This is a genomic window from Arthrobacter sp. Leaf69 (assembly GCF_001422645.1).
In the GTDB taxonomy this organism is placed as follows: domain Bacteria; phylum Actinomycetota; class Actinomycetes; order Actinomycetales; family Micrococcaceae; genus Arthrobacter.
In genome coordinates, this window is record NZ_LMLR01000011.1 from 118,199 (window position 1) to 141,585 (window position 23,387).

Sequence of the window (23,387 nt, forward strand, 5' to 3'; positions counted from 1 at the left end):
CCGTTCCGGCGGCCCAGACCAAACCCGCCCGCTGCCGGGCGCTAGCATGAAGCAATGGAATGGGTACCCGATATCCTGGGCGACGACTTCGAAGCCTGCACCTTCCCGGCAACCGGGCCCGACGGCGTCGAACGCACCGCCACGCTGGTCCGCAGGGTTCCCGGTGCCGAGGGGGGCACCGCCGCCGTTGTCCGCGCGGAAGCTGGCCCTGCCGGGCGCCGGCCCCGCGCCGTGCTGTTCCTGCACGGCTGGAGCGACTACTTCTTCAACGAGGAGCTCGCCGACTTCTGGACCCGCCAGGGCTTCGCGTTCTTCGCCCTCGACATGCACAACCACGGGCGGAGCCTGCACGCCGGCACGCACGGCGGCTATGTGGCTGACCTGGACGACTACGACGCCGAGATCACCGCGGCGATCGGCATCATCGCCGCGCTGCACCCCGAGGCCGAAGCACCGCCGAGGGTCGCGCTGATGGGACATTCGACCGGCGGGCTGATTGCCGCGCTGTGGGCCAGCCGGCATCCCGGCGTTATCTCGCAGCTGATCCTCGACAGCCCGTGGCTGGAGATGCACGGCAGTCCGGCCGTGCGCCGTGCGGCGCGGACCATGGTGGAACCACTGGCGCGGTTCTGGCCGGAAGCCGTCATCCGGCTCCCCGAACGAGGGTTCTACTGGCGCAGCATCAGCAGCGCCGCGGAGGGCGAGTGGACCCTGGATGACAACTACCGCCCGCCCCGCGCGTTTCCCGTCCGGGCAGGCTGGCTGAGTGCGGTCCTCACCGGGCAGTCGCGGGTGGCGCGCGGATTGGACATCGATGTTCCCATCCTGGTTCTGATTTCCGGGGCCAGTGCCAACGGGATGTTCTGGAAGGAATCCATGCGGCGCACCGATGCCGTCCTGGACGTCAACACAATCGCCCTGCGTGCCCTCAGCCTGGGCCGGACCGTCACCCTGGAGCGGATCGACGGCGCTCTGCACGACGTGTTTTTGTCCGCCCCGCGCGTCCGCGCCGACGCCTACGCCCGGCTGGCCCGCTGGCTCCGCGCCTACGTCCTGGACGACGGCGGCACCGCCTGATCCGCGGGGCGCGCTCCCCCGGCGGCCTACAGGGTCAGCACCCTGGTGTCAGGCCGGGCCTGCGGGGGCCGCGTCCACTGCCCCGCCGTAGCGGCGGTCCCGCTGCGCGTACACCTCAACCGCGTCCCACAGCGTGCGCCGGTCCACGTCGGGCCACAGTGTGTCCATAAAGACGAATTCGGCGTAGGCGGACTGCCACAGCATGAAATTGGAGAGCCGCTGCTCGCCGGAGCTGCGCAGGAACAAGTCGACGTCGGGCAGGTCCGGCTCGTCCAGGTACTTCTGGATGGTCTTCTCCGTGATGGCGCCCGGTTTCAGCCGGCCGGCGGCAACTTCCTCCGCGATCGCGGAGACGGCATCGGCGATCTCGGCGCGCCCTCCGTAGTTAACACACATGTTCAACGTGCAGGTGCTGTTGCCGCGGGTGAAGTCCTCGGCCTCCTCCAGTTCCCGGATCACGGAGCCCCAGAGCCGGGGCCGCCGGCCGGACCAGCGGATCCGCACACCCCACTCATCCAGCTGGTTGCGCTGCCGACGCAGCACGTCCTTGTTAAATCCCATCAGGAAGCGGACCTCCTCGGGCGAACGGCGCCAGTTTTCCGTGGAGAAGGCGTAGACACTCACATGCTCGATGCCGAGTTCAATCGCACCGGCCATCACGTCCAGCAGGGCGGGCTCCCCCGCTTTGTGGCCCTCGATCCGGGGCAGGCCGCGCTGGTTTGCCCAGCGGCCGTTGCCGTCCATGACGATCGCGACGTGCCGCGGAATGAACTCCGCCGGGATGGCCGGAGGGACGGCTCCGGAGGGGTGCGGGTACGGGCTCACCACGGGGGTGCTCCGCTGCCGGACCGGATTCTTCTTTTTACCCAATGCCACAGTTTTTCCCTAGTTCTTTCCCGGTGCCACAGTTAGGTTCGCTCCACATGTTTGAGGGACTTGAGCACTCGTTCGAGGTGCCACTGCAGATAGCTGGCCACCAGGCCGGCCGCCTCGCGCCGGTGCGCAGGAACTGACGCGTCCGCCGTCGCCCAGTCCCCCGTCAGCAGCGCGCCAAGCAGCAGGACCGTTTCCGCGGCGGGTGCGGGCGATCCGGGCGGGCGGCAGTCCGCGCACACCATGCCGCCGAGCGGCGCCGAAAACGCAGTGTGGGGCCCGCCGGCCCCGCAGCGGGCACAGTCGGTGAAACTCGGTGCCCAGCCGCCGGTGGCGAGGGCACGCAGCAAGTAGGAGTCGAGGATGAGTTCGGGGGTGTGGTCGCCCCGGCTCAGCGAGGCGAGGGCGCCGACGAGGAGGTTGTATTGGGCGGTGCCCGCTTCGCCGTCGACGTCGGTCAGCTTCTCCGCCGTTTCGGTCATCGCCGCAGCGACCGTGTAGCTGCCGTAATCCGCGGCGATATTGCTGCCGTAGGCGCCCTTCGCGTCGGCCTGCGTGACAATGTCCAGGGTGCGGCCGGATATCAGCTGGAGGTCCACGACCATAAAAGGTTCGAGCCGGGCGCCGAAGCGGCTGCTGGTGCGGCGCACGCCCTTGGCCACCGCGCGGACCTGGCCGTGGTGCTTGGTCAGGATGGTGATGATGCGGTCCGCTTCGCCCAGTTTGTGGGTACGCAGCACCACACCGTCGTCACGGTAGGCGCGGGAGGCAAAGGAGGAGGGTTGGGCCACGGTTAATCTTCGCACCGCCTTGAAGGAAACACTGCATTCTGGGGACCCGCCGCTTTTCAGGCGCGCCGCGCCGCCGGACGGACCGGCGGCGCGGCGGCCGGCAGCCTAGGCCCGGGCGTCCCGGATGGCCCGGTTGACGGCCGAAATGACGGCCTTGAGCGAGGACGTGCTGGTGTTGGCGTCAATCCCGACGCCCCACAGGACACGTTCCCCCACCGCGCACTCGACATAGGCCGCGGCGAGGGCGCTGCCGCCTTCGGACAGGGCGTGCTCGCTGTAGTCCAGTACGCGGACGTCGACGCCGTCCTCGCGCAGGATGCTCAGCAGGGCGGCGATCGGGCCGTTGCCGGTGCCGGTGCGCTGGACCTGGCTGCCGTCGATCTTGAGCGTGGCGTGCAGCGTCATGGACCCGTCCTCGTCCGTTTCGGTGCCGAACGGGCCCAGGGCGTAGCGTCCCCACTGTTCGTCGGCCGAACCGGAGGGCAGGTATTCATCCTGGAAGACCTGCCAGAGCTGGGCTCCGCTGACTTCGCCGCCCACGGTGTCGGTCTGCTTCTGGATGACGCCGGAGAACTCGATCTGGGCCCGGCGCGGCAGGTCCAGGTTGTGCTCGTTCTTCAGCAGGTACGCGACGCCGCCCTTGCCCGACTGGGAGTTGACCCGGATGACCGCCTCGTAGCTGCGGCCGAGGTCCTTCGGGTCGACCGGCAGGTACGGGACCTGCCAGGGGTAGTCGGCGACGTCCTTGCCGGCGGCTGCCGCGTCTTTCTCCAGGGCTTCCAGGCCCTTCTTGATGGCGTCCTGGTGCGAGCCGGAGAAAGCGGTGAAGACAAGGTCCCCGCCGTAGGGTGCGCGCTCGGCCACCGGCAGCTGGTTGCAGTACTCCACGGTGCGGCGGACCTCGTCGATGTCGGAGAAGTCGATCATCGGGTCGATGCCCTGGACGAACATGTTCAGGCCCAGGGTCACCAGGTCCACGTTGCCGGTCCGTTCGCCATTGCCGAAGAGGCAGCCCTCGATCCGGTCCGCGCCGGCGAGGTAGCCCAGTTCGGCGGCGGCGACGCCGGTGCCGCGGTCATTGTGCGGGTGGAGGGACAGGATGATGCCCTCCCGCGGGTGCAGGTTCCGGCTCATCCACTCGATGGAGTCGGCATAGACGTTGGGGGTGGCCATTTCCACGGTGGCCGGCAGGTTGATGATGACCTGGCTGTCGGCGGAGGCCTCGAACACGTCGGCGATGGCGTTGCAGACCCGGACGGCGTACTCCAGCTCGGTCCCGGTGAAGGATTCCGGGGAGTACTCGTAGGTGATGTGGGTGTCCTGCAGGGTCTCCTCGTACTTCTTGCACAGCCGCGCGCCCTGCAGGGCGATGTCCAGGATTCCGTCCTCGTCCTGGTTGAAGACGACCCTGCGCTGCAGGACCGACGTCGAGTTGTACAGGTGGACGATTGCCTGCTTGGCGCCGACGAGGGACTCGTAGGTCCGCTCGATCAGGTGTTCGCGGGCCTGGGTCAGGACCTGGATGGTGACGTCGTCCGGGATGTGGTTGCCCTCGATCAGCTGCCGGACGAAGTCGAAGTCCGTCTGCGAGGCCGAGGGGAACCCGACTTCGATTTCCTTGTAGCCCATCCGGACCAGCAGCTGGAACATCTTCAGCTTGCGGGCGGGGCTCATGGGGTCGATCAGGGCCTGGTTGCCGTCACGGAGGTCCACGGCGCACCAGCGCGGGGCCTTGGCGATGACTTTGTCCGGCCAGGTGCGGTCCGGCAGTTCCACCGTGATGATGTCCTGGAACGGAACGTAGCGGTGGACGGGCATTCCTGAGGGCTTCTGTGCGTTTCGCATTACAATCGGGGCCTTTTCTGTGGTTCTTGGTGAAAGGGTGGCCGGGCAACACAAACTCCGCAGCGAGGGTGGGCCTTGCGCTAGATCGCGTCTGAGGCCTCGCCGCGGCAGCTAAGGAGAAGCAGTTCTGCGCGCACGTTTTCACAGTAACACGGGTGCGTAAGATGAAGGAGCCATACCTCCGTAACGTCCACCATGCAGACCGGTCTCCCCTGCCAAGGCGGTGCCGGACTGCCTCTCAAAGGAGCATCTGTGCCACTTTCGGGGATTGCCCTGTCCAACATCGACTCCAGTGTCCGGCCGCAGGATGACCTGTACCAGCATGTCAACGGCACCTGGCTCAAGAGCACCGAGATTCCTGACGACCGCCCCCTGGAGGGGACGTTCACGGCGCTGCGGGACGGCTCGGAACTCGCCGTGAAAGAGATCATTGAGGACGCGGCGGCCCGCGGAGCGGAGTCCACCGGGATCGAGCGGAAGATTGGGGACCTGTACAACAGCTTCCTGGACGAGGCCTGTGTGGAGGCCAAGGGGCTGGACCCGATCCGGTCCCGGCTCGCCGAGGTCTTCGCCACGGAATCGGCCGCCGATCTGGTGGCCCTGGCCGGGCGGCTGTTCCGCGCCGATGTGGGCGGCCTCTTTTACATCTACCCTGCGCCCGACGCCGGGAACCCGGACCGGATCCTGCTGTACACCGGCCAGGGAGGCCTGGGCCTGCCGGATGAGTCGTACTACCGCGACGAGAAGTTCGCGCCGACGGTCCAGGCCTACCAGGACCATGTGAAGACCGTCTTCGGGCTCGCCGGGGTCACCGGTCCGGAGGACGCAGCCGAACGGGTAGTGGCGCTGGAGACCGCGCTGGCCGGCCACCACTGGGACAAAGTCACGCTGCGCGACCCCCAGAAGACCTACAACCTGCGGACCGCGGACGAGGCCACTGAGCTCTTCCCGCTCCTGACCACCTGGTTCGACGCCGCCGGAATCGCGCCGGAGAAGCGTGCGGAACTGATCGTGAGCACCCCGGACTTCTTCGCCGGGGCGGCGTCGCTGCTGGAGTCGGAGCCGCTGTCCGTCTGGCAGGAATGGCTGGCCATGCGCGTCATCAGCGCCGCCGCACCGTACCTGTCCGCCGCGTTCGTGGAGGCCAACTTCGCCTTCTACGGCACCACGCTCAGCGGCACACCGCGCAACAAGGACCGCTGGAAGCGCGGGGTCGCCGTCGTCGAGGCCGCGCTCGGCGAGGCGGTCGGCCAGATCTTTGTTGCCCGGCACTTCCCGGAAACCCACAAGGCACGTATGGAGTCGCTGGTGGCGAACCTGATCGAGGCCTACCGCGAATCCATCACCGGTCTTGCCTGGATGGGCGAGGAAACCAAGCACGAGGCGCTCAAGAAGCTTGATTCGTTCCGGGCCAAGATCGGCTACCCCGACAAGTGGATCGACTACTCAGCGGTGGAGATCGACCCGTCCGATCTCCTGGGCAATGTGGAGCGCGCGCACAGCGCCGACGTCGACCGGCACCTTGATGAAGTGGGCAAACCCGTGGACCGGGACAAGTGGCTGATGACCCCGCAGACGGTGAATGCTTACTACCACCCGCTGCTCAACGAGATCGTGTTCCCGGCCGCCATCCTGCAGCCGCCGTTCTTCACCGCCGACGCCGACGACGCCGTCAACTACGGCGGCATCGGCGCGGTCATCGGCCACGAGATCGGCCACGGGTTCGACGACCAGGGCTCGCAGTACGACGGCAGCGGCCTGCTGCGCAACTGGTGGACGGAGGATGACCGCACCGCCTTCGAGGCGCTGACCTCCAAGCTGGTGGCCCAGTTCGAGGCGCTCTCCCCCACCGCAGCGCCGGGGCACAACGTCAACGGCAAACTGACCCTGGGCGAGAATATCGGCGACCTCGGCGGCCTGACGATCGCGTACAAGGCCTACCTGATCAGCCTCGACGGTCAGGAGCCGGCCGTCCTGGACGGCCTGACCGGGGTGCAGCGGTTCTTCGCATCATGGGCCGCCGGCTGGCGGCAAGTCATGCGGACCGAGGAGGCCATCCGCCGGCTGGCCACCGATCCGCACTCGCCCAACGAGTTCCGCACCAACCAGATCGCCAAGAACCTTGATGCCTTCCATGAGTCCTTCGGGACGGCGGAGCAGGACGGCATGTGGATGCCCGTGACTGAGCGCGTCAGCATCTGGTAGGGAGCCTGCCAGGCAACTGGCCAGGCAATATGCAGGGCAACAAATAATCCAACAAAACGGGCCGTCCCCGGGGAATACCCCGGGGACGGCCCGTTGCTGCTTGCTGTTTTTGGAGCTATGTCCGGAACGACCTGTCAGCGGGTGATGAGCGTCGGGTTGGCCTGCTGGCATACAACATCGCCGGCGGTCTGGTTGACGATGTCATCGGGCAGTTCCACCGGGGCTTCGGCGCCCGGGGTGCCGCCCTTGGTGCCGCCCGCCGGGTCGCTGCCCACGTAGACCTGGACGCCGACGACGCCGGCCGGCAGCACCTGCTTCGCCGGGATCCCCAGCTCGGAGGCGACGTCGGCGGCCACCTCGGCGAACCCTTCGCCGTAGTAGACCGCGGTGGCCGCTACGGGCGCGGCGGCGAACTGGCTGATCTGGGTGAAGCCGCTGCCGGTGAGAACCTTCATAATTTCCTGGGCCCGCGCCGGCGTGCCGGAGCCGTTCGCCACCGTGACAGGCTGCAGCGACTTGTCGTACGCGGGGGCCGTCTCGCTGGGCGTCGGCGCGGCGCTGGCACTCGCCGCCGGGCTCGCGGACGCAGAGGGGCTTGGTGGCGCCGTCGGGTCCGTGAGGTCAATGTCCTTGCGCATCGCGGCGAAGAGCTGGGAGGCCGCGGGCTCGGCCACCTGCAGGCGGTTCGGGTCGCTGACCGCCGGCACCGTCGGTACCGCGACGAACGCGACCTTGCCGACGTCGATGTTCTTCAGCCGGTTCCCGACCGTCAGCAGGGTGGGGATGGATGCCAGGCCCTCGTCAATCGTGAGGTTCTTGGTGACGACGTCGGCGATCTCCAGCATCTTGACGGGGTTGGACAACGTGCCGTCACTCTTCATCTTCCGGGTCAGGGAGGACAGGAACCCCTGCTGCGCCTTGATCCGGCCGAGGTCCCCGCCGTCGGCAAACGCATGCCGCGCGCGCAGGAACGCCAGCGCCTGCTCGCCCTGGACCTTGGAGGTCCCCTTGGGGAGCCGCAGCCTGGAGTCAGGGTCATAGACGGCGTCGCTGATGCAGACCTCCACACCGCCCACGGTTTTCGAGAGTTCCTTGACGGCGTTGAAGTCGGCCATCATGAAGTGGTCGATTTCGAGGCCCGTGAGTTTGTTGACCGTGTCGACGGCACAGCCGATGCCCGCCTCGGTCATGGCCGCGTTGATCATCACGTCCTGCTGCGCCGGGAATTGCTTCTTGGTTTTCTGGTCGGTGCATTTGGGGGTGTCCACCAGCAGGTCGCGGGGGAAGCTGACCACGCTGACACGCTTGTTGTCGGCGGAGATGTCCATCAGCATCATCACGTCCGAATGCCCGTAGCCCGTGGCGTCGTCGGAGGTGCCGTACTGCGAGTTCTTGCCGTCGCGGGAGTCCGAACCGAGAATCAGGATCTGCATCCGGTCGTTCGAATCGTTCACCGCGGCCTCGGTCTTGTCGCTGCCGGCGCCCAGCGCAGCCTTGCTGATGTTGCCCTGCAGCCGGACCGCCCAGTAGGCGCCGAAGGCCAGGACGCCGACCAGAAGAATGGAGATGATACCCGTCCCGATTTTCAGCCAGCCGGGCATGCCGCGGGTCGAACCCAGGTGCCGTGCCGGTCCGACGGCGGGATCATCCGTGTGCCGGGCGGCAGAGCCTGACCGAACCGGGTTTCCGGTTCCGTCTGCACGGTCATCACGGGGTCGAGACACGGTTGAGCCTTCCTTCACGAACGGGGTTCGCCTATTTTAGAGTCCGATTCTGGGAAATCCCCGGTGGCGGGCTCCATGGGAGCGGCGTGGACGCCGCAGATGACGGGTACGGGCGCTTAGAAGCCGAGCTTCACGAGCTGCTTCGGGTCGCGCTGCCAGTCCTTGGCGACTTTCACGTGGAGGTCGAGGTAGATCCGGGCGCCCAGCAGCGCCTCGATCCCTTTACGCGCGTTGGTGCCGACCTCGCGGAGCCGGGCGCCGCCCTTGCCGATGATGATGGCCTTCTGCGAAGGGCGCTCCACGTACAGGTTGACCCGGACATCCAGGAACGGCCGGTCTTCCGGGCGGCCTTCACGCGGAACGATTTCATCGACGACGACGGCCAGGGAGTGCGGCAGTTCATCGCGGACGCCCTCGAGGGCGGCCTCGCGGATGAGTTCGGCGATCATCACGGCTTCCGGTTCGTCCGTCAGGTGTCCGTCCGGATACAGCGGCGGCGACGGCGGCATGTGGCCGATCAGGACATCGGTGAGGGTGCCCACCTGGAAGCCGTCGGTCGCGGAAACCGGGACGATGTCCTTCCAGCCGTCCTCGCCGAGGACTTCGCGGCCAAGGGCCGCCACGGCGAGCAGCTGCTCGGTGAGGGCCTGCCGGTCCACCGTGTCGGTCTTCGTCACGATCGCGACGACGGGTTTGTTGCCGAGGGCTGCGAGCTGGGCGGCGATGAACTTGTCGCCGGGGCCGATCTTCTCGTTGGCCGGGAGGCAGAACCCGATCGCGTCGACCTCCGCGAGGGTGTCGGCGACGAGCTCGTTGAGCCGCTTCCCCAGCAGGGTGCGCGGGCGGTGCAGGCCCGGGGTGTCCACCAGGATCAGCTGGGCGTCGTCCCGGTGCACAATGCCGCGGATGGTGTGGCGCGTGGTCTGCGGCTTGGCCGAGGTGATGGCGACCTTCTGCCCCACCAGGGCGTTGGTGAGGGTCGACTTGCCCGCGTTGGGACGGCCCACCAGCACGGCGAAACCGGCGCGGTAGCCGCCATGGGCCGCGGCGCCGTCGGACTTATTCTGCTTGCTCACGTGAGACTCCCTGTTGGATTGGTGCGGCCTCGTCGAGAAGGTCTTCAAGGTCAGTTTCTTCTTTTGGTACGGCGGCCGCAATGATGTGGCTGACGCGGTTCCGCCGGCCCTCAAGCCGGTCGGCCCGGAGGGACACCCCGTGGACCACAACGGTGCTGCCGACGATCGGCACCCGCCCGAGGGCCTTGGCGAGCAGGCCGCCCACGGTGTCCACCTCGTCGTCGTCGAGCTCTAGGTCGAAGAGTTCGCCGAGGTCATCAATGCTCATCCGCGCGCTCACACGGTAGCTTCCGTCGCCGAGCTCCACCGCTTCCGCGCTTTCGGTGTCGTACTCGTCCACGATCTCACCGACGATTTCCTCGATGAGGTCCTCGAGGGTGACCAGTCCGGCGGTGCCGCCGTACTCGTCGATGACGATCGCGACGTGCGTCGATTCCTTCTGCAGTTCGCGCAGCAGCTCACTCACAGGTTTGGAGTCCGGTACGTAGCGGACCTCGCGGGCCAGTTCGTCAACGACTGGGGGCTCCTCGCCGGGGCCGAGGTTATGGATGACCGCGGCCACGTCCTTGAGGTAGACGATGCCGAGGACCTGGTCCGTGTTCTCGCCGATGACCGGGATCCGGGAATAGCCTGAACGCAGGAAGAGCGACATGGCCCGGTGCAGGCTGGAGCCGGAGTCGATGCTGAGGATGTCGGTGCGCGGCACCATCACGGAACGGACCAGGGTGTCGCCGAAGTCGAAGACGGACTGGATCAGCTCGGCCTCGTTGTCCTCGATCACGTCGGACTCCGTGGCGCGGTCCACGAGTTCGCGGAATTCCTCTTCGCTGAAGAAGGCCTCATTGTCCGCGGGCGCCCCGGGGGCCACGGCGCTGCCCAGCGTGACAAGCCAGCCGGGGATCGGGCCCAGCACCCAGCACAGCCAGCGGATCAGGGGTGCGCTGAAGCGGACCAGGCCGGCCGAGTGGACCCGGCCGAGCTGCCGGGGGGACACGCCCACGATCACGAACCCCAGCAGCGCCATGACACCGGTGGCGATGAGACCGGAGAGCCAGATGTTGTCGAACACGCTGGTCAGCAGCACCGTGACGGCGACGGCGGAGGCCATGTCGAACCAGATCCGCCAGAAGCGCAGGGCACGCATGTGCGCCACGGGTTGGGCCATGATGCGCTTCAGCGCGGTACCGCGGCTGTTCAGGATCGCCGCTTCGGCGTCGTGCCGGGAAAGGTAGTTGAAAGCAGACTCAGCCGCGGTCAGGAACGCGGCAAAACTCAGGAAAACCAGCGCCATGCCAGCGAGGATCAGTGGCGTCACTGAATCGTCTCTGACGGGGCGTCCTTGCCGGTGAAGGCAGAGAGCAGTTCACGCTGGAGGCCAAACATCTCTTCTTTTTCCTCGGGCTCTGCGTGGTCGAAGCCGAGCAGGTGCAGGATGCCGTGGGTCGTGAGGAGCAGCATTTCGTCCTGGGTGGAGTGACCGGCGTTCATCGCCTGGACCTCCGCCACCTGCGGGCAGATGGCGATGTCACCGAGCATGCCCTGGGGGGTGGGCTTGTCCGGGGTGCCCGGCGTCAGCTCATCCATGGGCACCGAAAGCACATCGGTGGAGCCCGGCTCGTCCATCAGTTCGATGTGCAGCTTCTCCATGGCCGGCTCATCCACGAGGAGGATGGACAGCTCGGCCTGCGGGTGGATGAAGAGGCGTTCGAAAATGAACCGGGACAAGTGCACCAGCTCGGCCTCGTCGACCGTGACGCCAGACTCGTTGTTGACCTCGATGCTCATGCGTGCTCTCCCCGCTTCTCCCGGGCCACGGAATGCTTAACCCGGTTCCTCTGAATCTCGTCCCAGACGCCGTAGGCGTTGACGATGTCGCCCACCAGGCGGTGCCGGACGACGTCGGAAGCGTCCAGGACGGTGAAGTTGACGTCCTCGATGCCTTCCAGGATTTCTTCCACGATCCGGAGGCCGGACCGGGTCCCGAAGGGCAGGTCCACCTGCGTGACGTCACCGGTGACCACCATCTTGGAGCCGAAGCCAAGCCGGGTCAGGAACATCTTCATCTGTTCCGGCGTGGTGTTCTGTGCCTCGTCCAGGATGATGAAGGCGTCATTGAGCGTGCGTCCGCGCATGTAGGCCAGCGGGGCGACTTCGATGGTGCCGGCCGCGATCAGCCGTGGGATGGACTCGGGGTCCATCATTTCGTGCAGGGCGTCGTACAGCGGCCGCAGGTACGGGTCGATTTTGTCGCTGAGCGTGCCCGGCAGGAACCCCAGCCGCTCCCCCGCTTCGACGGCGGGACGGGTCAGGATGATGCGCGTGACTTCCTTTTGCTGCAGGGCTTGGACGGCCTTGGCCATCGCCAGGTACGTTTTTCCGGTACCGGCCGGGCCGATGCCGAAGATCACCGTGTTGGCGTCGATCGCGTCGACGTAATTCTTCTGGTTCAGTGTCTTCGGCCGGATCGTCTTGCCGCGGCTCGAGAGGATGTTGTGCGTGAGCACCTCGACCGGGTTCTGCAGGGACTGGGTCCGGAGCATCGATACGAGCTGCTGCAGGACGGCGGGCGTGATGACCGTGCCCCGGGCGACCAGCCCGCGGACCTCGTTGAACAGTCGCATGATGCGCGGCACGTCGGCGGCCGGCCCGCTGATGGCGAGCTCGTTGCCCCGGACGTGGAAGTCGACGGCCGGGAACTGGATCTCGATGAAGCGGAGGGCTTCGTCATGACTGCCGAGGGACTGGACCATCTGATCGGAGCTGTCGAACAGGACTACCTCCGTCCGCAGCCCTGGTAGGGAGTGGGGAAATTCACCTGCGGCGCGCTCTCCGGCGCTGATCCGGGCCTTGCCGTTCGCTGCTTCAGTCATGGTGCTGGCCCGCGGGCCTCTGGTCCCCTCCAGTAGGAAATGGTCTGTCGCCTGATCCGGCCCGACGGTGCTCGCCGCCTGGTTCCGGGTGTCAGCGGATTCTCTTATCTTACGCCAGTGACCGGCTGCGGATGCCTCCGGGCTGACGGCCTGTCGGGCGTCGACCTGGCCGGGATATCTGTGCCGTTCCCGGATTTAGGTATCAACTTCGTATCGGCCTCATATCGTTCCCGTTGCAGTTCCGGCCCGACGCCGCGATCCCCGGTTTCGCGGCATCGCCGTATGCCATGCTGGAAATCGGCCACCGCCACGGCATTTTTGGCGGACCACCGGACAACCCGGCACGCCGGACAAACTGGCGGCCGGGACACCGGTCAGAAACTAAAGCAAACGCCGAGCAGACAAGGGCAGCGGAAATCAGGCAGTACGGGACGGGACAGGGAGCAGCAGGCAGGCGGATAGGCCAGTGCATGCTGCTCCTCGTGTTGCCCGCGGCGCTGGCACTCTCCGGCTGCGTGGCCACTCCCCAGCCCGGTGTAACGGACGCGAACACTCCCCCGCAGGTCATGTCGGCCGAGGCGTCGGCGGCGACCACCAGTGCGCCGCTGGAAACCACGCAGGCATCGAACAAGGCGCCCGTGTACTGGATCGGCAGGAGCAACGACGACACGTTCCTCTACCGCGAATTCCGCGACGTCCCGGAGGAAGACAACCCGGTCACCGGCGCGCTCCGGGTCATGATGTCGGAGAAGCCGCTCGACCCGGATTTCTTCACCCCCTGGCAGAACCCCAAAATGCTGGCGAGCTCCATCTCGGGCAAGAATGTCATCACGGTGGACATGTCAGCCGATGCGTTCAACAGCAATGTGGATCCCGCCATGGCCGAGCGCGCTGTGCAGCAGCTCGTCTACACGGCGACGGCAGCCGCTGCCAGCGCCGGGCTGATCGACACCGGCCAGCAGATCCAGGTAGTGGTGCTGGTGGACGGCCATACCGACTATGTTGCCTTCAACCACGTCCGCCTCGGCGCGCCGACCTCACGCAGCGTCGGGATGGTCGCCCCGGTGTGGATCATTGATCCCCAGGAAGGGACCTCGGTGGAGGACGGCGCGGTCAAGGTCAACGGCCGCAGCACCTCTCCGGGCGGCGTGCTCCGGTGGGAGGTTCTGCGGATCGACGGAAGCATTAAGACCAGCTACGTGAACGGGACCGTCACGGCCTCGGCCGAAGCCGGGAAATCGGGGGCCTTCAACCTGTCGGTGAACCTGGGACCGGGCAACTACGAGGTCCGGGTGTCACAGGTTGAGGAGGGCAATCCCGCCAAGGACCTGAACGTCGACACCCGCGGTTTCACGGTCCAATAGCGCACCCCCGCCCACCTCACCATCCACTGCTCCGGAACGGCGGTTTGGCGGCTCAGAACGGCGGTTTGGGCCCACGCCTGCAGGGTTCCCTGGCCGGGCTTGCGGGGCGAGGGTACCGGTGGGGAGCAGTCGATCACGTGTTATGCAGGACAGCCCGCTAAACCAGGGCTACCAGCGGCCCAGGATGTCGCTGGCCAGTACCGTGGCCGCGGGACCGGCAGTGGACGAACGCAGGACATGGTGCCCCAGCAGGGCTGTCACGGCGCCGGCATCGCACAGCCGAGTCACCTCCCGCGGACTGATGCCGCCCTCGGGACCCACGATCAGCAGCACCTCGCGGCCCTCCCCGGCTGAGTCCTCCCCGGCTGTGACCGCAACGGCGAAGCCGGCCTGCCAGGTCTCCAGGACCTGCCGCAGCGGACGCACGGCGTCCTCGTGAAGAATGACGGCGAGGTCCGCGGCTGCCACCGCCGCCTGCAGCCCGGCGCCGTCGACGGCGGAGCGGACTTCCGGGATCCATGCACGGCGGGCCTGTTTCGCCGCCGCCGTGACGACGGACTGCCACTTGGCGTGGGCCTTCGCCGCGCGCTCGGCCTTCCAGCGGACAATCGACCGTTCCGCCTGCCACGGCACAACCGCATCGATTCCCAGTTCGGTGGCCGTCTCGGCCGCGAGCTCGTCCCGGTCGCCCTTCGCGAGGGCCTGGACCAGGACCAGCCGCACCGCTGGCTGCGGCTCGTCGGAGAGTTCGGAGCACGTGACCGTCAGCTGGTTCGGGGCGACGGCGGCGACGGCGCCGGTCAGGCGCTTGCCGGCGCCGTCGGCGATGTCCACGGCTTCCCCCACGCCTAGGCGCTTCACTGTGACCGCGTGGCGGGCCTCAGGGCCGTCGAGTACGAAGACGGAACCGGGGACCAGCCCGTCCAAGCTGCCGGGGGCAGTGAAAAATACGGGGTTGCTCACCGCTACAGGTTACCGAGGCGGTCCCGAAGCTTGGCGAAGACCCCGCCGCTGGCCGCGAGCTTTCCCTCGGTGAACTGCTCACCGCGCAGCTTCGCGAGCTGGCGGAGCAGGTCTTCCTGGGCGGCGTCGAGCTTGGCGGGGGTGTCCACCTGCAGGTGGACTTTGAGGTCGCCGCGGCCGTAGCCGCGGAGGTGCGTGACGCCGAGTCCGCGGAGGGTGATGACCTCACCGGACTGGGTTCCGGCCTTGACGTCGATCTCCTGCTGGCCGTCGAACGTGTCGAGCGTAAGTTCAGTGCCCAGCGCCGCCGCCGTCATGGGGATGTTGAGGCTGGCGTGCAGGTCGTCACCGTCGCGCACGTACGTGGCGTCGTTGTTGACCCGGATCTCCACGTAGAGGTCGCCGGCGGGGCCGCCGGCGGGGCCGGCCTCGCCCTGGCCGGAGAGCTGGATGCGGGTGCCCGTGGCGACGCCGGCGGGAACCTTGACCGTCAGGGAACGCCGGCTGCGGATGCGGCCCTGGCCGGCGCATTCGTTGCACGGATCCTTGATGACGGTGCCGAAACCCTCGCAGGAGCCGCAGGGAGCCGCGGTCATGACCTGACCCAGGATGGAGCGGACGGCGCGCTGGACCTGGCCGCTGCCGCCGCAGATGTCGCACCGCTCGGGGTGGCTGCCTTCACGGCAGCATGAGCCCTCACAGGTGGGGCACGTGACGGCGGTGTCGACTTCGAGTTTCTTGTTGACCCCGAAGACAGCGTCGCGGAGCTCGATCCGCACGCTGATCAGGGCGTCCTGGCCGCGGCGGACCCGTGAGGCGGGTCCGGCCTGGCCGCCGGCGCCGAAGAACGTCTCGAAGATGTCCTGGAACGCGAAGCCCTGGCCCGAGTAGCTGCCGCCGCCGAAGCCGTTGTCGGTGCCGTTCTCGTTGCCGGTGGTGTCGTAGATCCGGCGCTTCTGCGGATCGGACAGAACCTCGTAGGCGTGTGTGACGGCTTTGAACCGGTCCGAGGCGTCGTCCCCGGGATTGACATCGGGGTGGAGGGTCCGCGCCAGCTTGCGGTAGGCCTTCTTGATCTCTTCGCCCGTAGCTTCGCGGGAGACTCCAAGAACGTCGTAATGGCTGCTCAAAGTTTGTATCTCTTCCTTTTTGTACTGCCGGTGGGGTACTGCCGGTTTGGGCAAGAAGTCTGGTGCCGGCCCGTCGGAACGGGCCATGGAATGCGGCCCGTCAGGGGCCGAGGATCCGTGAAAGGTAGCGGGCCACCGCCCGGACGGCGGCCATGGTGGTGGGGTAGTCCATCCGGGTGGGGCCCAGCACTCCGACCTTCGCCGTGGCGTCCGGCCCGTAGCCGGTGGCCACCACCGAGGCCTCAGCGAGCCCCACGTACGGGTTTTCCCGGCCGATGCTGACCGTCACCCCGCGCGGGTCCGCGGCCATGTCACTGAGGAGCCTGAGCATCACCACCTGCTCCTCCAGGGCTTCCAGCACCGGGCCGATGCTCAGCGGGAAGTCCACATTGGAGCGGGCCAGGTTCGCGGTCCCGGCCATGACCATACGTTCCTCGCGGCTGCTCGTCGCCAGCGCCTCCAAGCCGCGGGCCAATGCCTGGGCCGCGCTGCGCCGGGCGGGCGGGCAGCTGGCAACCACGGACAGCAGCGACTGCGGCAGGACGTTCAGCGGTGTCCCGGAGAGCGAGCCGAGGAAGCGCGTGCGGAGTTCGGCCAGGGCGTCCTCCGGAAGATCCTGTCCCACGTCAATGACCCGCTGTTCCACCTTGCCGGTGTCCGCGATCAGCACCGCGAGCACCTTGCGCGGTGCCAGCAGGACGAATTCGATGTGGCGCACTTTGGCCCGGCTGAGATGCGGGTACTGCACCACGGCGACCTGGTTGGTCAGCTGGGCGAGCAGCCGGACGGTCCGGTCCAGAACGTCGTCGAGGTCATCGGATCCTTCCAGCAGGGCCTGGATGGCTCGTCGTTCGGCCGGCGAGAGCGGCTTGACCGCCGAAATCTGGTCCACGAAGAGCCGGTAGCCCTTGTCGGTGGGGATCCGTCCGGCGCTCGTGTGCGGCGCCGTGATGAGGCCCTCATCCTCCAGTGCCGCCATGTCGTTGCGGATCGTGGCACTGGACACGCCCAGGTGATGCCGTTCCACGAGGGCTTTGGAGCCGACGGGTTCCCGTGAATGGACGTAGTCCTCCACGATGGCGCGCAGCACTTCGAGTTTGCGTGGTTCGCTCACGCTCCACCTCCAATCGACTGTCCCGCATCCGGTGCCGCCGTTCCCTGGCCGCACCGCATGCTGTGCTGGTTCGCGACATGTTGGTTAGCACTCGACATGCCTAAGTGCTAACCAGTCTAATATGAGTCGCCGCGTTGTTAGCATTGGATTCGCTCCAGGCGTTCATCCTGGGGCTGGTGTTTTCGGGCACAGCCCGCCGTAGCAAACCGAGCGCAAAGCAGTGTGGAACCGATGTCGTACCAGAACTGGGGGCCCCAGGACCTGTCCGCCCCCGCCAAGATCCAGCTTCCCGAGGTGCCCGTGGAGCGCGGCATGGTCCTCGAAGATGTGCAGTCCGGCTGGGTGGGCGCCGTTACCCGCGTCGAGAAGTCCGGCGGGATGCACGTCGTCGCCTTGGAGGACCGCCGCGGCAAGTCACGGTCCTTCCGCCTCGGGTTCGGCTTCCTGCTGGAGGGACAGCCGATCCGGCTGATGCCGCCGGCGCCCCGGGCCGCCGCGGGCGCCGCGGGCACGAGAACAGCCTCCGGCTCCGTCCGCGTGGCGGGCCAGCGCGCCCAGGTGGCTAAGGCCAGCCGGATCTGGGTGGAAGGCAAGCACGACGCCGAACTCGTCGAAAAGGTCTGGGGTGACGATCTCCGGGTGGAAGGCATCGTCGTAGAGCCCCTGCACGGCATTGACGACCTCGCCGGAGCCGTGGCTGCTTTCCGGCCCGGCCCCGGGCGCCGGCTCGGTGTCCTGGTGGACCATCTGGTTCCCGATTCCAAGGAATCCCGGATCGCCGACGCCGTGATGGCGTCCCCCGGTGCGGCCGGAAACGTGCTGATTGTCGGCCACCCCTATGTGGACGTCTGGCAGGCAATCCGGCCGGCCGTCCTGGGGATCGAGAAGTGGCCGGTGATTCCCCGGGGTGTGGATTGGAAGACCGGCATCCTCATGGCTTTTGGCTGGCCGCACAGCACCAAGGAGGACGTCGGGCTGGGCTGGCAAAAACTCCTGGGCGCGGTCCGCAGCTACGCCGATCTGGAACCGTCCCTGCTGGGCAGGGTGGAGGAGGTCATCGACTTCCTCACCGTGCCCTGAGGGGGCTGACCGGACGCTTTGGCTGCCTGGCGATCCTCATTCGGCGCCGGAGCAAGTATTCTTGGAACGGCGGCTTCGCTCCCGGCGCAGCCCTGGCACCTCCAGGCACCAACGCTCCACCGCAATCCGAAGGACAACACCGTGGCAGATGACACACGTGAACACAGTGGCAACCAGGCCGGCCATGGCCAGCCCCCGTACCATGGCGTTCCCGCAAATGCACTGCCGCTGACGGCAAACGAGGACCGCCAGTGGGCAACCTTGGCGCACTTCGGCGGCATCCTGGGCTGCGTCCCCTCGCTCCTGATCTACCTGATCTTCAAGGACCGGGGCCCGTTCACGGCGCAGGAGTCCAAGGAAGCCCTGAACTTCACGCTGCCGCCCACCATCGCGGCCGTGCTGTGCAACCTGCTGGTGTTTGTGCCGGTGGTGGGCAACATCTTCGCCGTCCTGGCCACGGTCATCTGGATCGCCGTGACGTGCTTCTCGGTTGCGGCCGGTATCCATGTCAACCGCGGCCAGCCGCACCGGTACGAGTTCAACCTCCGCTGGATCAAATAGCAGACTGCACTTTCGTACCTTCGAGTTCCCACGCACGCGGAACCCGGCACCCGGTCCGAAACCGAAAAACCGGCCGCTGTCCCCAACGGGCAGCGGCCGGCTTTTTGGTGTCATCGGGCAGGGCCCTGCGGACTACTAGTCCGGCAGGATCCTGCGGACCACAGCGTCGGCGAGGAGCCGGCCCTTGAGCGTCAGCACGAGGCTTCCGCGGAAGGCCGCTGCGGGGTCTATCAGGCCGTCGGCAATGAGACCGGCGACGGCGTGCCGCCCTGTGTCACCCAGTCCGCCCAGGCTGGTGATCTCCAGCCCGGAGTTCAGGCGGGCCTCCAGCATGACGCGCTCCACGCTGCGGGTCTGCGAATCGAGGGTCTCCCGGCCGGCGGCAGGCGAGAGTCCGGACCCCAGGCGGTTGGCATAGGCAGTGGGGTGCTTGACGTTCCACCAGCGCACGCCACCCACGTGGGAGTGCGCGCCAGGGCCGATCCCCCACCAGTCGTCGCCGCGCCAATACGCGAGATTGTGCCGGCAGGCCTGCTCCGGGGTGCGGGACCAGTTGCTGACCTCATACCAGGACAGCCCGGCGTCCGAGATGAGTTCGTCGGCCAGTTCGTACTTGGCCGCATGGTCGTCGTCGTCGATTTCCGGGACCTCGCCGCGGCGGATCTGCGCGGCCAGCTTGGTGCCGTCCTCGACGATCAGCGCGTAGGCGCTGATGTGGTCAGGCGCGTAGGACAGGGCCGTCTCCAGGGAGTAGCGCCAGTCGGCCAGTGACTCCCCCGGCGTTCCGTAGATGAGGTCCAGGCTGACGGCGAGGCCGGCCTCCCGGGCCCACCGGACCGCCTGGGGCACCCGGCTGGGGGTGTGGGTGCGGTCGAGGACCTTCAGGACGTGCGGCACCGCGGACTGCATGCCAAAGGACACCCGGGTGAAGCCGGCGTCGGCCAGCAGCTGCAGGGATTCGGGCGTAACCGAGTCCGGGTTCGCTTCGGTGGTGACCTCGGCGCCGGGTGCAAGGCCCCAGGCCGCGATGGCGGCGGTGAGGATGCGTGCCAGGTCGCCGGCCGGGAGCAGCGTGGGGGTGCCGCCGCCGAAGAAGACGGTGCTGAGCGGGCGTGCCGGCAGGCCGCTGTTCTTCAGGACGGTGGCCGCGAAGTCGACCTCCGCGACGGCGGTGCCGGCGTAGGCGTCCTGGGACGCCCCGCCGCCGAGCTCCGTGGCGGTGTAGGTGTTGAAGTCGCAGTAGCCGCAGCGCACGGCGCAGAACGGGATGTGCACGTACAGCCCGAAGGCCCGGGCCGCGGCGCCTTCCAGCGCCTGCCCGGGCAGCAGCCCGTCCGACGGCGCCGGGTCGCCCAGCGGAAGGGCGCTAGGCATGGTCCGGTCCTGTCTGGGTGGGGACAGTCATCAGGAGCACCGCTACTTCTTGGCCTTGTCCTTGGACTCGTCCGTGGTGAGGGCAGCGATGAAGGCTTCCTGCGGGACCTCCACGCGGCCCACCATCTTCATGCGCTTCTTGCCTTCCTTCTGCTTTTCCAGCAGTTTGCGCTTTCGGGTGATGTCACCGCCGTAGCACTTGGCGAGGACGTCCTTGCGGATGGCGCGGATGCTTTCACGGGCGATGATCCTTGAGCCGATGGCGGCCTGGATGGGCACCTCGAACTGCTGCCGCGGGATGAGCTCGCGCAGCTTGCCCGTCATCATCACGCCGTAGGCGTACGCCTTGTCGCGGTGCGTGATAGCGGAGAACGCATCCACCTGCTCGCCCTGGAGCATGATGTCCACCTTCACGAGGTCGGCCACCTGCTCGCCGTCGGCTTTCCAGTCCAGCGAGCCGTAGCCACGGGTCTTGGACTTGAGGATGTCGAAGAAGTCGAAGACGATTTCGGCCAGCGGAAGGCGGTACCGGATCTCCACCCGGTCCTCGGAGAGGTAGTCCATGCCGCCCATCACGCCGCGCCGGCTCTGGCACAGCTCCATGATGGCGCCGACAAACTCGTTCGGCGCCAGGATGGTGGCGGAGACCATCGGCTCGCGGACTTCGGCGATCTTGCCGGTGGGGTACTCGCTGGGGTTGGTGACGTGGACGACCTTCTTGTCCTCCAGCGTCACCTCGTATTCCACGTTGGGGGCGGTGGAGATCAGGTCCAGCTTGTATTCGCGTTCCAGCCGCTCACGGGTGATCTCCAGGTGGAGGAGGCCCAGGAAACCCACGCGGAAGCCGAAGCCCAGCGCGGCGGACGTCTCAGGCTCGTAGACAAGCGCGGCGTCGTTGAGCATCAGCTTCTCCAACGCGTCGCGGAGCACCGGATAGTCCGTGCCGTCCAGTGGATACAGGCCGGAGAAGACCATCGGTTTGGCATCGGCGTAGCCGGGGAGGGATGCGGTGGCCGGCTTGGCCAGGTTGGTGACGGTGTCGCCCACCTTGGACAGCCGGACGTCCTTCACCCCGGTGATGAGGTAGCCCACTTCGCCGACGCCGAGGCCCTTGGAGGGGGTGGGCTCCGGGGAGCTGACACCAATCTCGAGGAGTTCATGCGTGGCGCGGGTAGACATCATCTGGATGCGTTCGCGGGGGTGCAGCATGCCGTCCACCACGCGGACGTAGGTGACCACGCCGCGGTACGTGTCGTACACGGAGTCGAAGATCATGGCGCGGGCGGGCGCGTTCGGGTCGCCCACGGGGGCGGGCAGATCGCGGACGATCTTGTCCAGCAGGGCCTCGACGCCCATGCCGGTCTTGCCGGAGACGCGGAGCACGTCCTCGGGGTCGCCGCCGATCAGGCTGGCGAGTTCCGCCGCGTACTTCTCGGGCTGGGCTGCCGGGAGGTCAATTTTGTTCAGGACCGGGATGATCGTGAGGTTGTTTTCCATCGCCAGGTAGAGGTTGGCGAGGGTCTGCGCCTCAATGCCCTGGGCCGCGTCCACCAGCAGCACCGCGCCTTCGCAGGCCGCGAGCGAGCGGGAGACCTCGTACGTGAAGTCAACGTGGCCGGGCGTGTCGATCATGTTCAGCGCGTAGCTGGTGCCGTCGAGCTCCCAAGGCATACGGACTGCCTGGGACTTAATGGTGATGCCGCGTTCGCGCTCAATGTCCATGCGGTCCAGGTACTGGGCCTTCATGTCACGGGACTGGACGACGCCGGTGTACTGGAGCATCCGGTCGGCCAGTGTGGATTTGCCGTGGTCAATGTGCGCAATGATGCAGAAGTTCCGGATGATGGCCGGATCTGTTGCGGCGGGCACCGGGGCGGTGCGGGCCATGGGAGACACGCAGGGTCCTTACTGTTGGCATTACTGGTGGCGTTGCACGGATCGCGGGGATGCTGCTTTCCCATCCTGCGACGTGCCGCAATTATCGTTCCTATAGTCTCCCACGTCCGGACCCGAGGGAGTGCATCCCCCGATTCGTTGCGGACCCTCCTCGAGCCCCGGGTTCCTGTCCTGGGTTGGTGCCGCATGCTGCCTCCCTATGTTTGCGCCCTGTTTTCGCGCCCTGTTTTCGCGCCTGCGTCCGCCGCTGTGACCGCGCGCTGTGTTCGCCCCCGCGGGGCTGGCCCTACCGCCAGCTGCCGGACGGCGGCTGGCGGTAGGGTTTTCCCATGGCATGGAACTTACGCTCGATCGGCAATGCAGTCCGCAGCACGTTGCGCTTTCTGGAAGGGCGCAGCGGCACCGCCCCCGGCGGCTCCGGCAAGGCCGGACCGTCGCGCACGAAAGCCCAGCCCGGACGGTCGGGCACGAAGACCGGCGGGCGCCCGGGCGCCGGGCGCGGCGCCGTCGTCGGCTTGACCGGCACGTACCCTGGAGACTTCCGCGGAACGGCGAAGATCAGCTACGCCCCCTCCCCCAACGGCCGCCCCGAACCGGGCGAGGTGGTCTGGACCTGGGTCCCGTATGAGGAGGACCACTCTCGGGGCAAGGACCGTCCGGTGCTGCTGGTGGGCACCAGCGGCCGCTATCTGCTTGGCCTGATGCTCACCAGCAAGGACCACGACGGCGACGCGCGCCGGGCGGACGACTACGTGGACATCGGGACTGGTCCCTGGGACCGGCAGTGGCGCCCCAGCGAGGCCAAACTGGACCGCATCCTTCAGATCGACCCGCGGGACGTCCGGCGCGAGGGCGCCATCCTCGACGCCGGCCGCTTCAGCGCCATCGCCGCCGTCCTGAAGTCCCGCCACGGCTGGCGCTGACCGGCCCGCACAATCGTCACGCTGCCGCCGTCTCTGCTACTATTGACAGCTGTGTGTCCGTGCAGGTCGACGGCCACAGATGGTTGGTCGCCATAGGTATCCCCACGCCGCTCAGTCAATGGCCAATCTGAAAGCCCTCTAGACCATTTTCCGCATTGAAAAAGAGAGTTCACACGTGGCTAATATCAAGTCCCAGAAGAAGCGCATCCTCACCAACGAGAAGGCACGCCTGCGCAACAACGCAGTCAAGTCCGAGCTGAAGACGGCCATCCGCGCCGTCAACACCGCCGTTGAGTCCACCGACAAGGATGCTGCGGCTGCCGCACTGCTTTCCGCCAGCCGCAAGCTGGACAAGGCTGTCAGCAAGGGCGTTCTCCACAAGAACAACGCTGCAAACCGCAAGTCGGCCATCTCCAAGAAGGTCAACGCGCTCTAAGGCTTCCAGTTCACTCGAACTGATGATTGTGGCCGGCACCCCTGGGGTGCCGGCCACTTCCAGTTAAAGCCCACGTTGTGTGGCG

20 protein-coding genes are annotated in these 23,387 nt (G+C 67.2%); 7 read left to right on the forward strand and 13 right to left on the reverse strand.

All coding sequences use genetic code 11. From position 1 onward, the window contains the following. Nucleotides 1-54: 54 nt before the first annotated feature. On the forward strand, nucleotides 55-1,077 hold the full coding sequence (locus ASE96_RS10025) for an alpha/beta hydrolase (RefSeq protein ID WP_056429509.1): 1,023 nt from the start codon (nucleotides 55-57) through the stop codon (nucleotides 1,075-1,077). A 48-nt stretch (nucleotides 1,078-1,125) separates the two neighbouring features. Here ASE96_RS10025 and ASE96_RS10030 read toward each other — a convergent pair whose 3' ends face one another. The 3 genes from ASE96_RS10030 to leuA all read right to left on the reverse strand — a co-directional run bounded on the left by ASE96_RS10030 (nucleotide 1,126) and on the right by leuA (nucleotide 4,586). Beyond that, entirely contained in the window at nucleotides 1,126-1,953 is an 828-nt protein-coding gene (locus ASE96_RS10030) for an isoprenyl transferase (RefSeq protein ID WP_056429511.1), read from the reverse strand. 32 nt (nucleotides 1,954-1,985) lie between these two features. Further along, on the reverse strand, nucleotides 1,986-2,741 hold the full coding sequence (gene recO, locus ASE96_RS10035) for a DNA repair protein RecO (protein WP_056429513.1): 756 nt from the start codon (nucleotides 2,739-2,741) through the stop codon (nucleotides 1,986-1,988). A 105-nt stretch (nucleotides 2,742-2,846) separates the two neighbouring features. Beyond that, nucleotides 2,847-4,586 carry a 2-isopropylmalate synthase gene (leuA, locus tag ASE96_RS10040; RefSeq protein WP_056429515.1) on the reverse strand — a complete coding sequence of 580 codons (1,740 nt, stop codon included), beginning with the start codon at nucleotides 4,584-4,586 and terminating at the stop codon, nucleotides 2,847-2,849. A gap of 252 nt (nucleotides 4,587-4,838) precedes the next feature. On the opposite strand from leuA, the gene ASE96_RS10045 reads away from it, so the two are divergent. Next, nucleotides 4,839-6,791 carry a M13 family metallopeptidase gene (locus ASE96_RS10045; RefSeq protein WP_056429517.1) on the forward strand — a complete coding sequence of 651 codons (1,953 nt, stop codon included), beginning with the start codon at nucleotides 4,839-4,841 and terminating at the stop codon, nucleotides 6,789-6,791. Between the two features lie 134 nt (nucleotides 6,792-6,925). On the opposite strand, the gene ASE96_RS10050 is transcribed toward ASE96_RS10045, so the two are convergent. The 5 genes from ASE96_RS10050 to ASE96_RS10070 form a co-directional block, all read right to left on the reverse strand. Further along, entirely contained in the window at nucleotides 6,926-8,515 is a 1,590-nt protein-coding gene (locus ASE96_RS10050) for an LCP family protein (protein WP_056429519.1), read from the reverse strand. Between the two features lie 116 nt (nucleotides 8,516-8,631). Beyond that, nucleotides 8,632-9,591, reverse strand: coding sequence for a GTPase Era (gene era / locus ASE96_RS10055; protein WP_056429521.1), 960 nt, complete (start codon nucleotides 9,589-9,591; stop codon nucleotides 8,632-8,634). Beyond that, on the reverse strand, nucleotides 9,575-10,906 hold the full coding sequence (locus ASE96_RS10060; protein ID WP_056429523.1) for a hemolysin family protein: 1,332 nt from the start codon (nucleotides 10,904-10,906) through the stop codon (nucleotides 9,575-9,577). The genes era and ASE96_RS10060 overlap by 17 nt, the downstream gene beginning before the upstream one ends. Beyond that, a complete protein-coding gene (gene ybeY / locus ASE96_RS10065) occupies nucleotides 10,903-11,376 on the reverse strand; it encodes an rRNA maturation RNase YbeY (protein WP_056429525.1) in 474 nt (157 codons plus the stop codon). The genes ASE96_RS10060 and ybeY overlap by 4 nt, the downstream gene beginning before the upstream one ends. Continuing rightward, nucleotides 11,373-12,461 carry a PhoH family protein gene (locus ASE96_RS10070; protein ID WP_056429527.1) on the reverse strand — a complete coding sequence of 363 codons (1,089 nt, stop codon included), beginning with the start codon at nucleotides 12,459-12,461 and terminating at the stop codon, nucleotides 11,373-11,375. Before ASE96_RS10070 ends, ybeY begins: the two co-directional genes overlap by 4 nt. Before the next feature lie 470 nt (nucleotides 12,462-12,931). On the opposite strand from ASE96_RS10070, the gene ASE96_RS10075 reads away from it, so the two are divergent. After that, a complete protein-coding gene (locus ASE96_RS10075; RefSeq protein ID WP_056429529.1) occupies nucleotides 12,932-13,825 on the forward strand; it encodes a GerMN domain-containing protein in 894 nt (297 codons plus the stop codon). Between the two features lie 168 nt (nucleotides 13,826-13,993). Here ASE96_RS10075 and ASE96_RS10080 read toward each other — a convergent pair whose 3' ends face one another. The 3 genes from ASE96_RS10080 to hrcA all read right to left on the reverse strand — a co-directional run bounded on the left by ASE96_RS10080 (nucleotide 13,994) and on the right by hrcA (nucleotide 17,032). Continuing rightward, on the reverse strand, nucleotides 13,994-14,788 hold the full coding sequence (locus ASE96_RS10080) for a 16S rRNA (uracil(1498)-N(3))-methyltransferase (RefSeq protein WP_056429531.1): 795 nt from the start codon (nucleotides 14,786-14,788) through the stop codon (nucleotides 13,994-13,996). Nucleotides 14,789-14,790: 2 nt separating this feature from the next. Beyond that, a complete protein-coding gene (gene dnaJ / locus ASE96_RS10085; protein ID WP_056429533.1) occupies nucleotides 14,791-15,918 on the reverse strand; it encodes a molecular chaperone DnaJ in 1,128 nt (375 codons plus the stop codon). A gap of 100 nt (nucleotides 15,919-16,018) precedes the next feature. Next, nucleotides 16,019-17,032, reverse strand: coding sequence for a heat-inducible transcriptional repressor HrcA (hrcA, locus tag ASE96_RS10090; protein ID WP_056429535.1), 1,014 nt, complete (start codon nucleotides 17,030-17,032; stop codon nucleotides 16,019-16,021). A 231-nt stretch (nucleotides 17,033-17,263) separates the two neighbouring features. Between hrcA and ASE96_RS10095 the strand changes: the two genes are divergently transcribed. Together ASE96_RS10095 and ASE96_RS10100 are read left to right on the forward strand one after the other, a co-directional pair. Next, on the forward strand, nucleotides 17,264-18,112 hold the full coding sequence (locus tag ASE96_RS10095; RefSeq protein ID WP_056429537.1) for a DUF3097 domain-containing protein: 849 nt from the start codon (nucleotides 17,264-17,266) through the stop codon (nucleotides 18,110-18,112). Between the two features lie 141 nt (nucleotides 18,113-18,253). Next, nucleotides 18,254-18,673: a DUF4870 domain-containing protein gene (locus tag ASE96_RS10100; protein ID WP_056429538.1), complete on the forward strand. Its 420-nt coding sequence runs from the start codon at nucleotides 18,254-18,256 to the stop codon at nucleotides 18,671-18,673. A gap of 135 nt (nucleotides 18,674-18,808) precedes the next feature. Here the strand turns inward: ASE96_RS10100 and hemW are convergent, their stop codons facing one another. Further along, a complete protein-coding gene (gene hemW / locus ASE96_RS10105) occupies nucleotides 18,809-20,047 on the reverse strand; it encodes a radical SAM family heme chaperone HemW (RefSeq protein WP_056429540.1) in 1,239 nt (412 codons plus the stop codon). Between the two features lie 42 nt (nucleotides 20,048-20,089). Beyond that, nucleotides 20,090-21,943 (reverse strand): translation elongation factor 4, encoded by a 1,854-nt coding sequence (lepA, locus tag ASE96_RS10110; RefSeq protein WP_082492676.1) that lies wholly within the window; start codon nucleotides 21,941-21,943, stop codon nucleotides 20,090-20,092. A 329-nt stretch (nucleotides 21,944-22,272) separates the two neighbouring features. On the opposite strand from lepA, the gene ASE96_RS10115 reads away from it, so the two are divergent. Both ASE96_RS10115 and rpsT read left to right on the forward strand, forming a co-directional pair. After that, entirely contained in the window at nucleotides 22,273-22,866 is a 594-nt protein-coding gene (locus ASE96_RS10115; protein WP_056429544.1) for a type II toxin-antitoxin system PemK/MazF family toxin, read from the forward strand. Nucleotides 22,867-23,041: 175 nt separating this feature from the next. Further along, nucleotides 23,042-23,302, forward strand: a complete 261-nt coding sequence (gene rpsT, locus ASE96_RS10120; RefSeq protein ID WP_024365662.1) for a 30S ribosomal protein S20 — start codon at nucleotides 23,042-23,044, stop codon at nucleotides 23,300-23,302. The last annotated feature ends 85 nt before the right edge of the window (nucleotides 23,303-23,387 follow it).

Bases quoted from the DNA above. Each gene is read 5' to 3' on its own strand.
- ASE96_RS10115 (WP_056429544.1), top strand. From the start codon at position 22,273: ATGGCATGGAACTTACGCTCGATCGGCAATGCAGTCCGCAGCACGTTG.
- ybeY (WP_056429525.1), bottom strand. From the start codon at position 11,376: ATGAGCATCGAGGTCAACAACGAGTCTGGCGTCACGGTCGACGAGGCC.
- hemW (WP_056429540.1), bottom strand. From the start codon at position 20,047: ATGCCTAGCGCCCTTCCGCTGGGCGACCCGGCGCCGTCGGACGGGCTG.
- ASE96_RS10095 (WP_056429537.1), top strand. From the start codon at position 17,264: ATGTCGTACCAGAACTGGGGGCCCCAGGACCTGTCCGCCCCCGCCAAG.
- leuA (WP_056429515.1), bottom strand. From the start codon at position 4,586: ATGCGAAACGCACAGAAGCCCTCAGGAATGCCCGTCCACCGCTACGTT.
- ASE96_RS10075 (WP_056429529.1), top strand. From the start codon at position 12,932: ATGCTGCTCCTCGTGTTGCCCGCGGCGCTGGCACTCTCCGGCTGCGTG.
- ASE96_RS10025 (WP_056429509.1), top strand. From the start codon at position 55: ATGGAATGGGTACCCGATATCCTGGGCGACGACTTCGAAGCCTGCACC.
- ASE96_RS10070 (WP_056429527.1), bottom strand. From the start codon at position 12,461: ATGACTGAAGCAGCGAACGGCAAGGCCCGGATCAGCGCCGGAGAGCGC.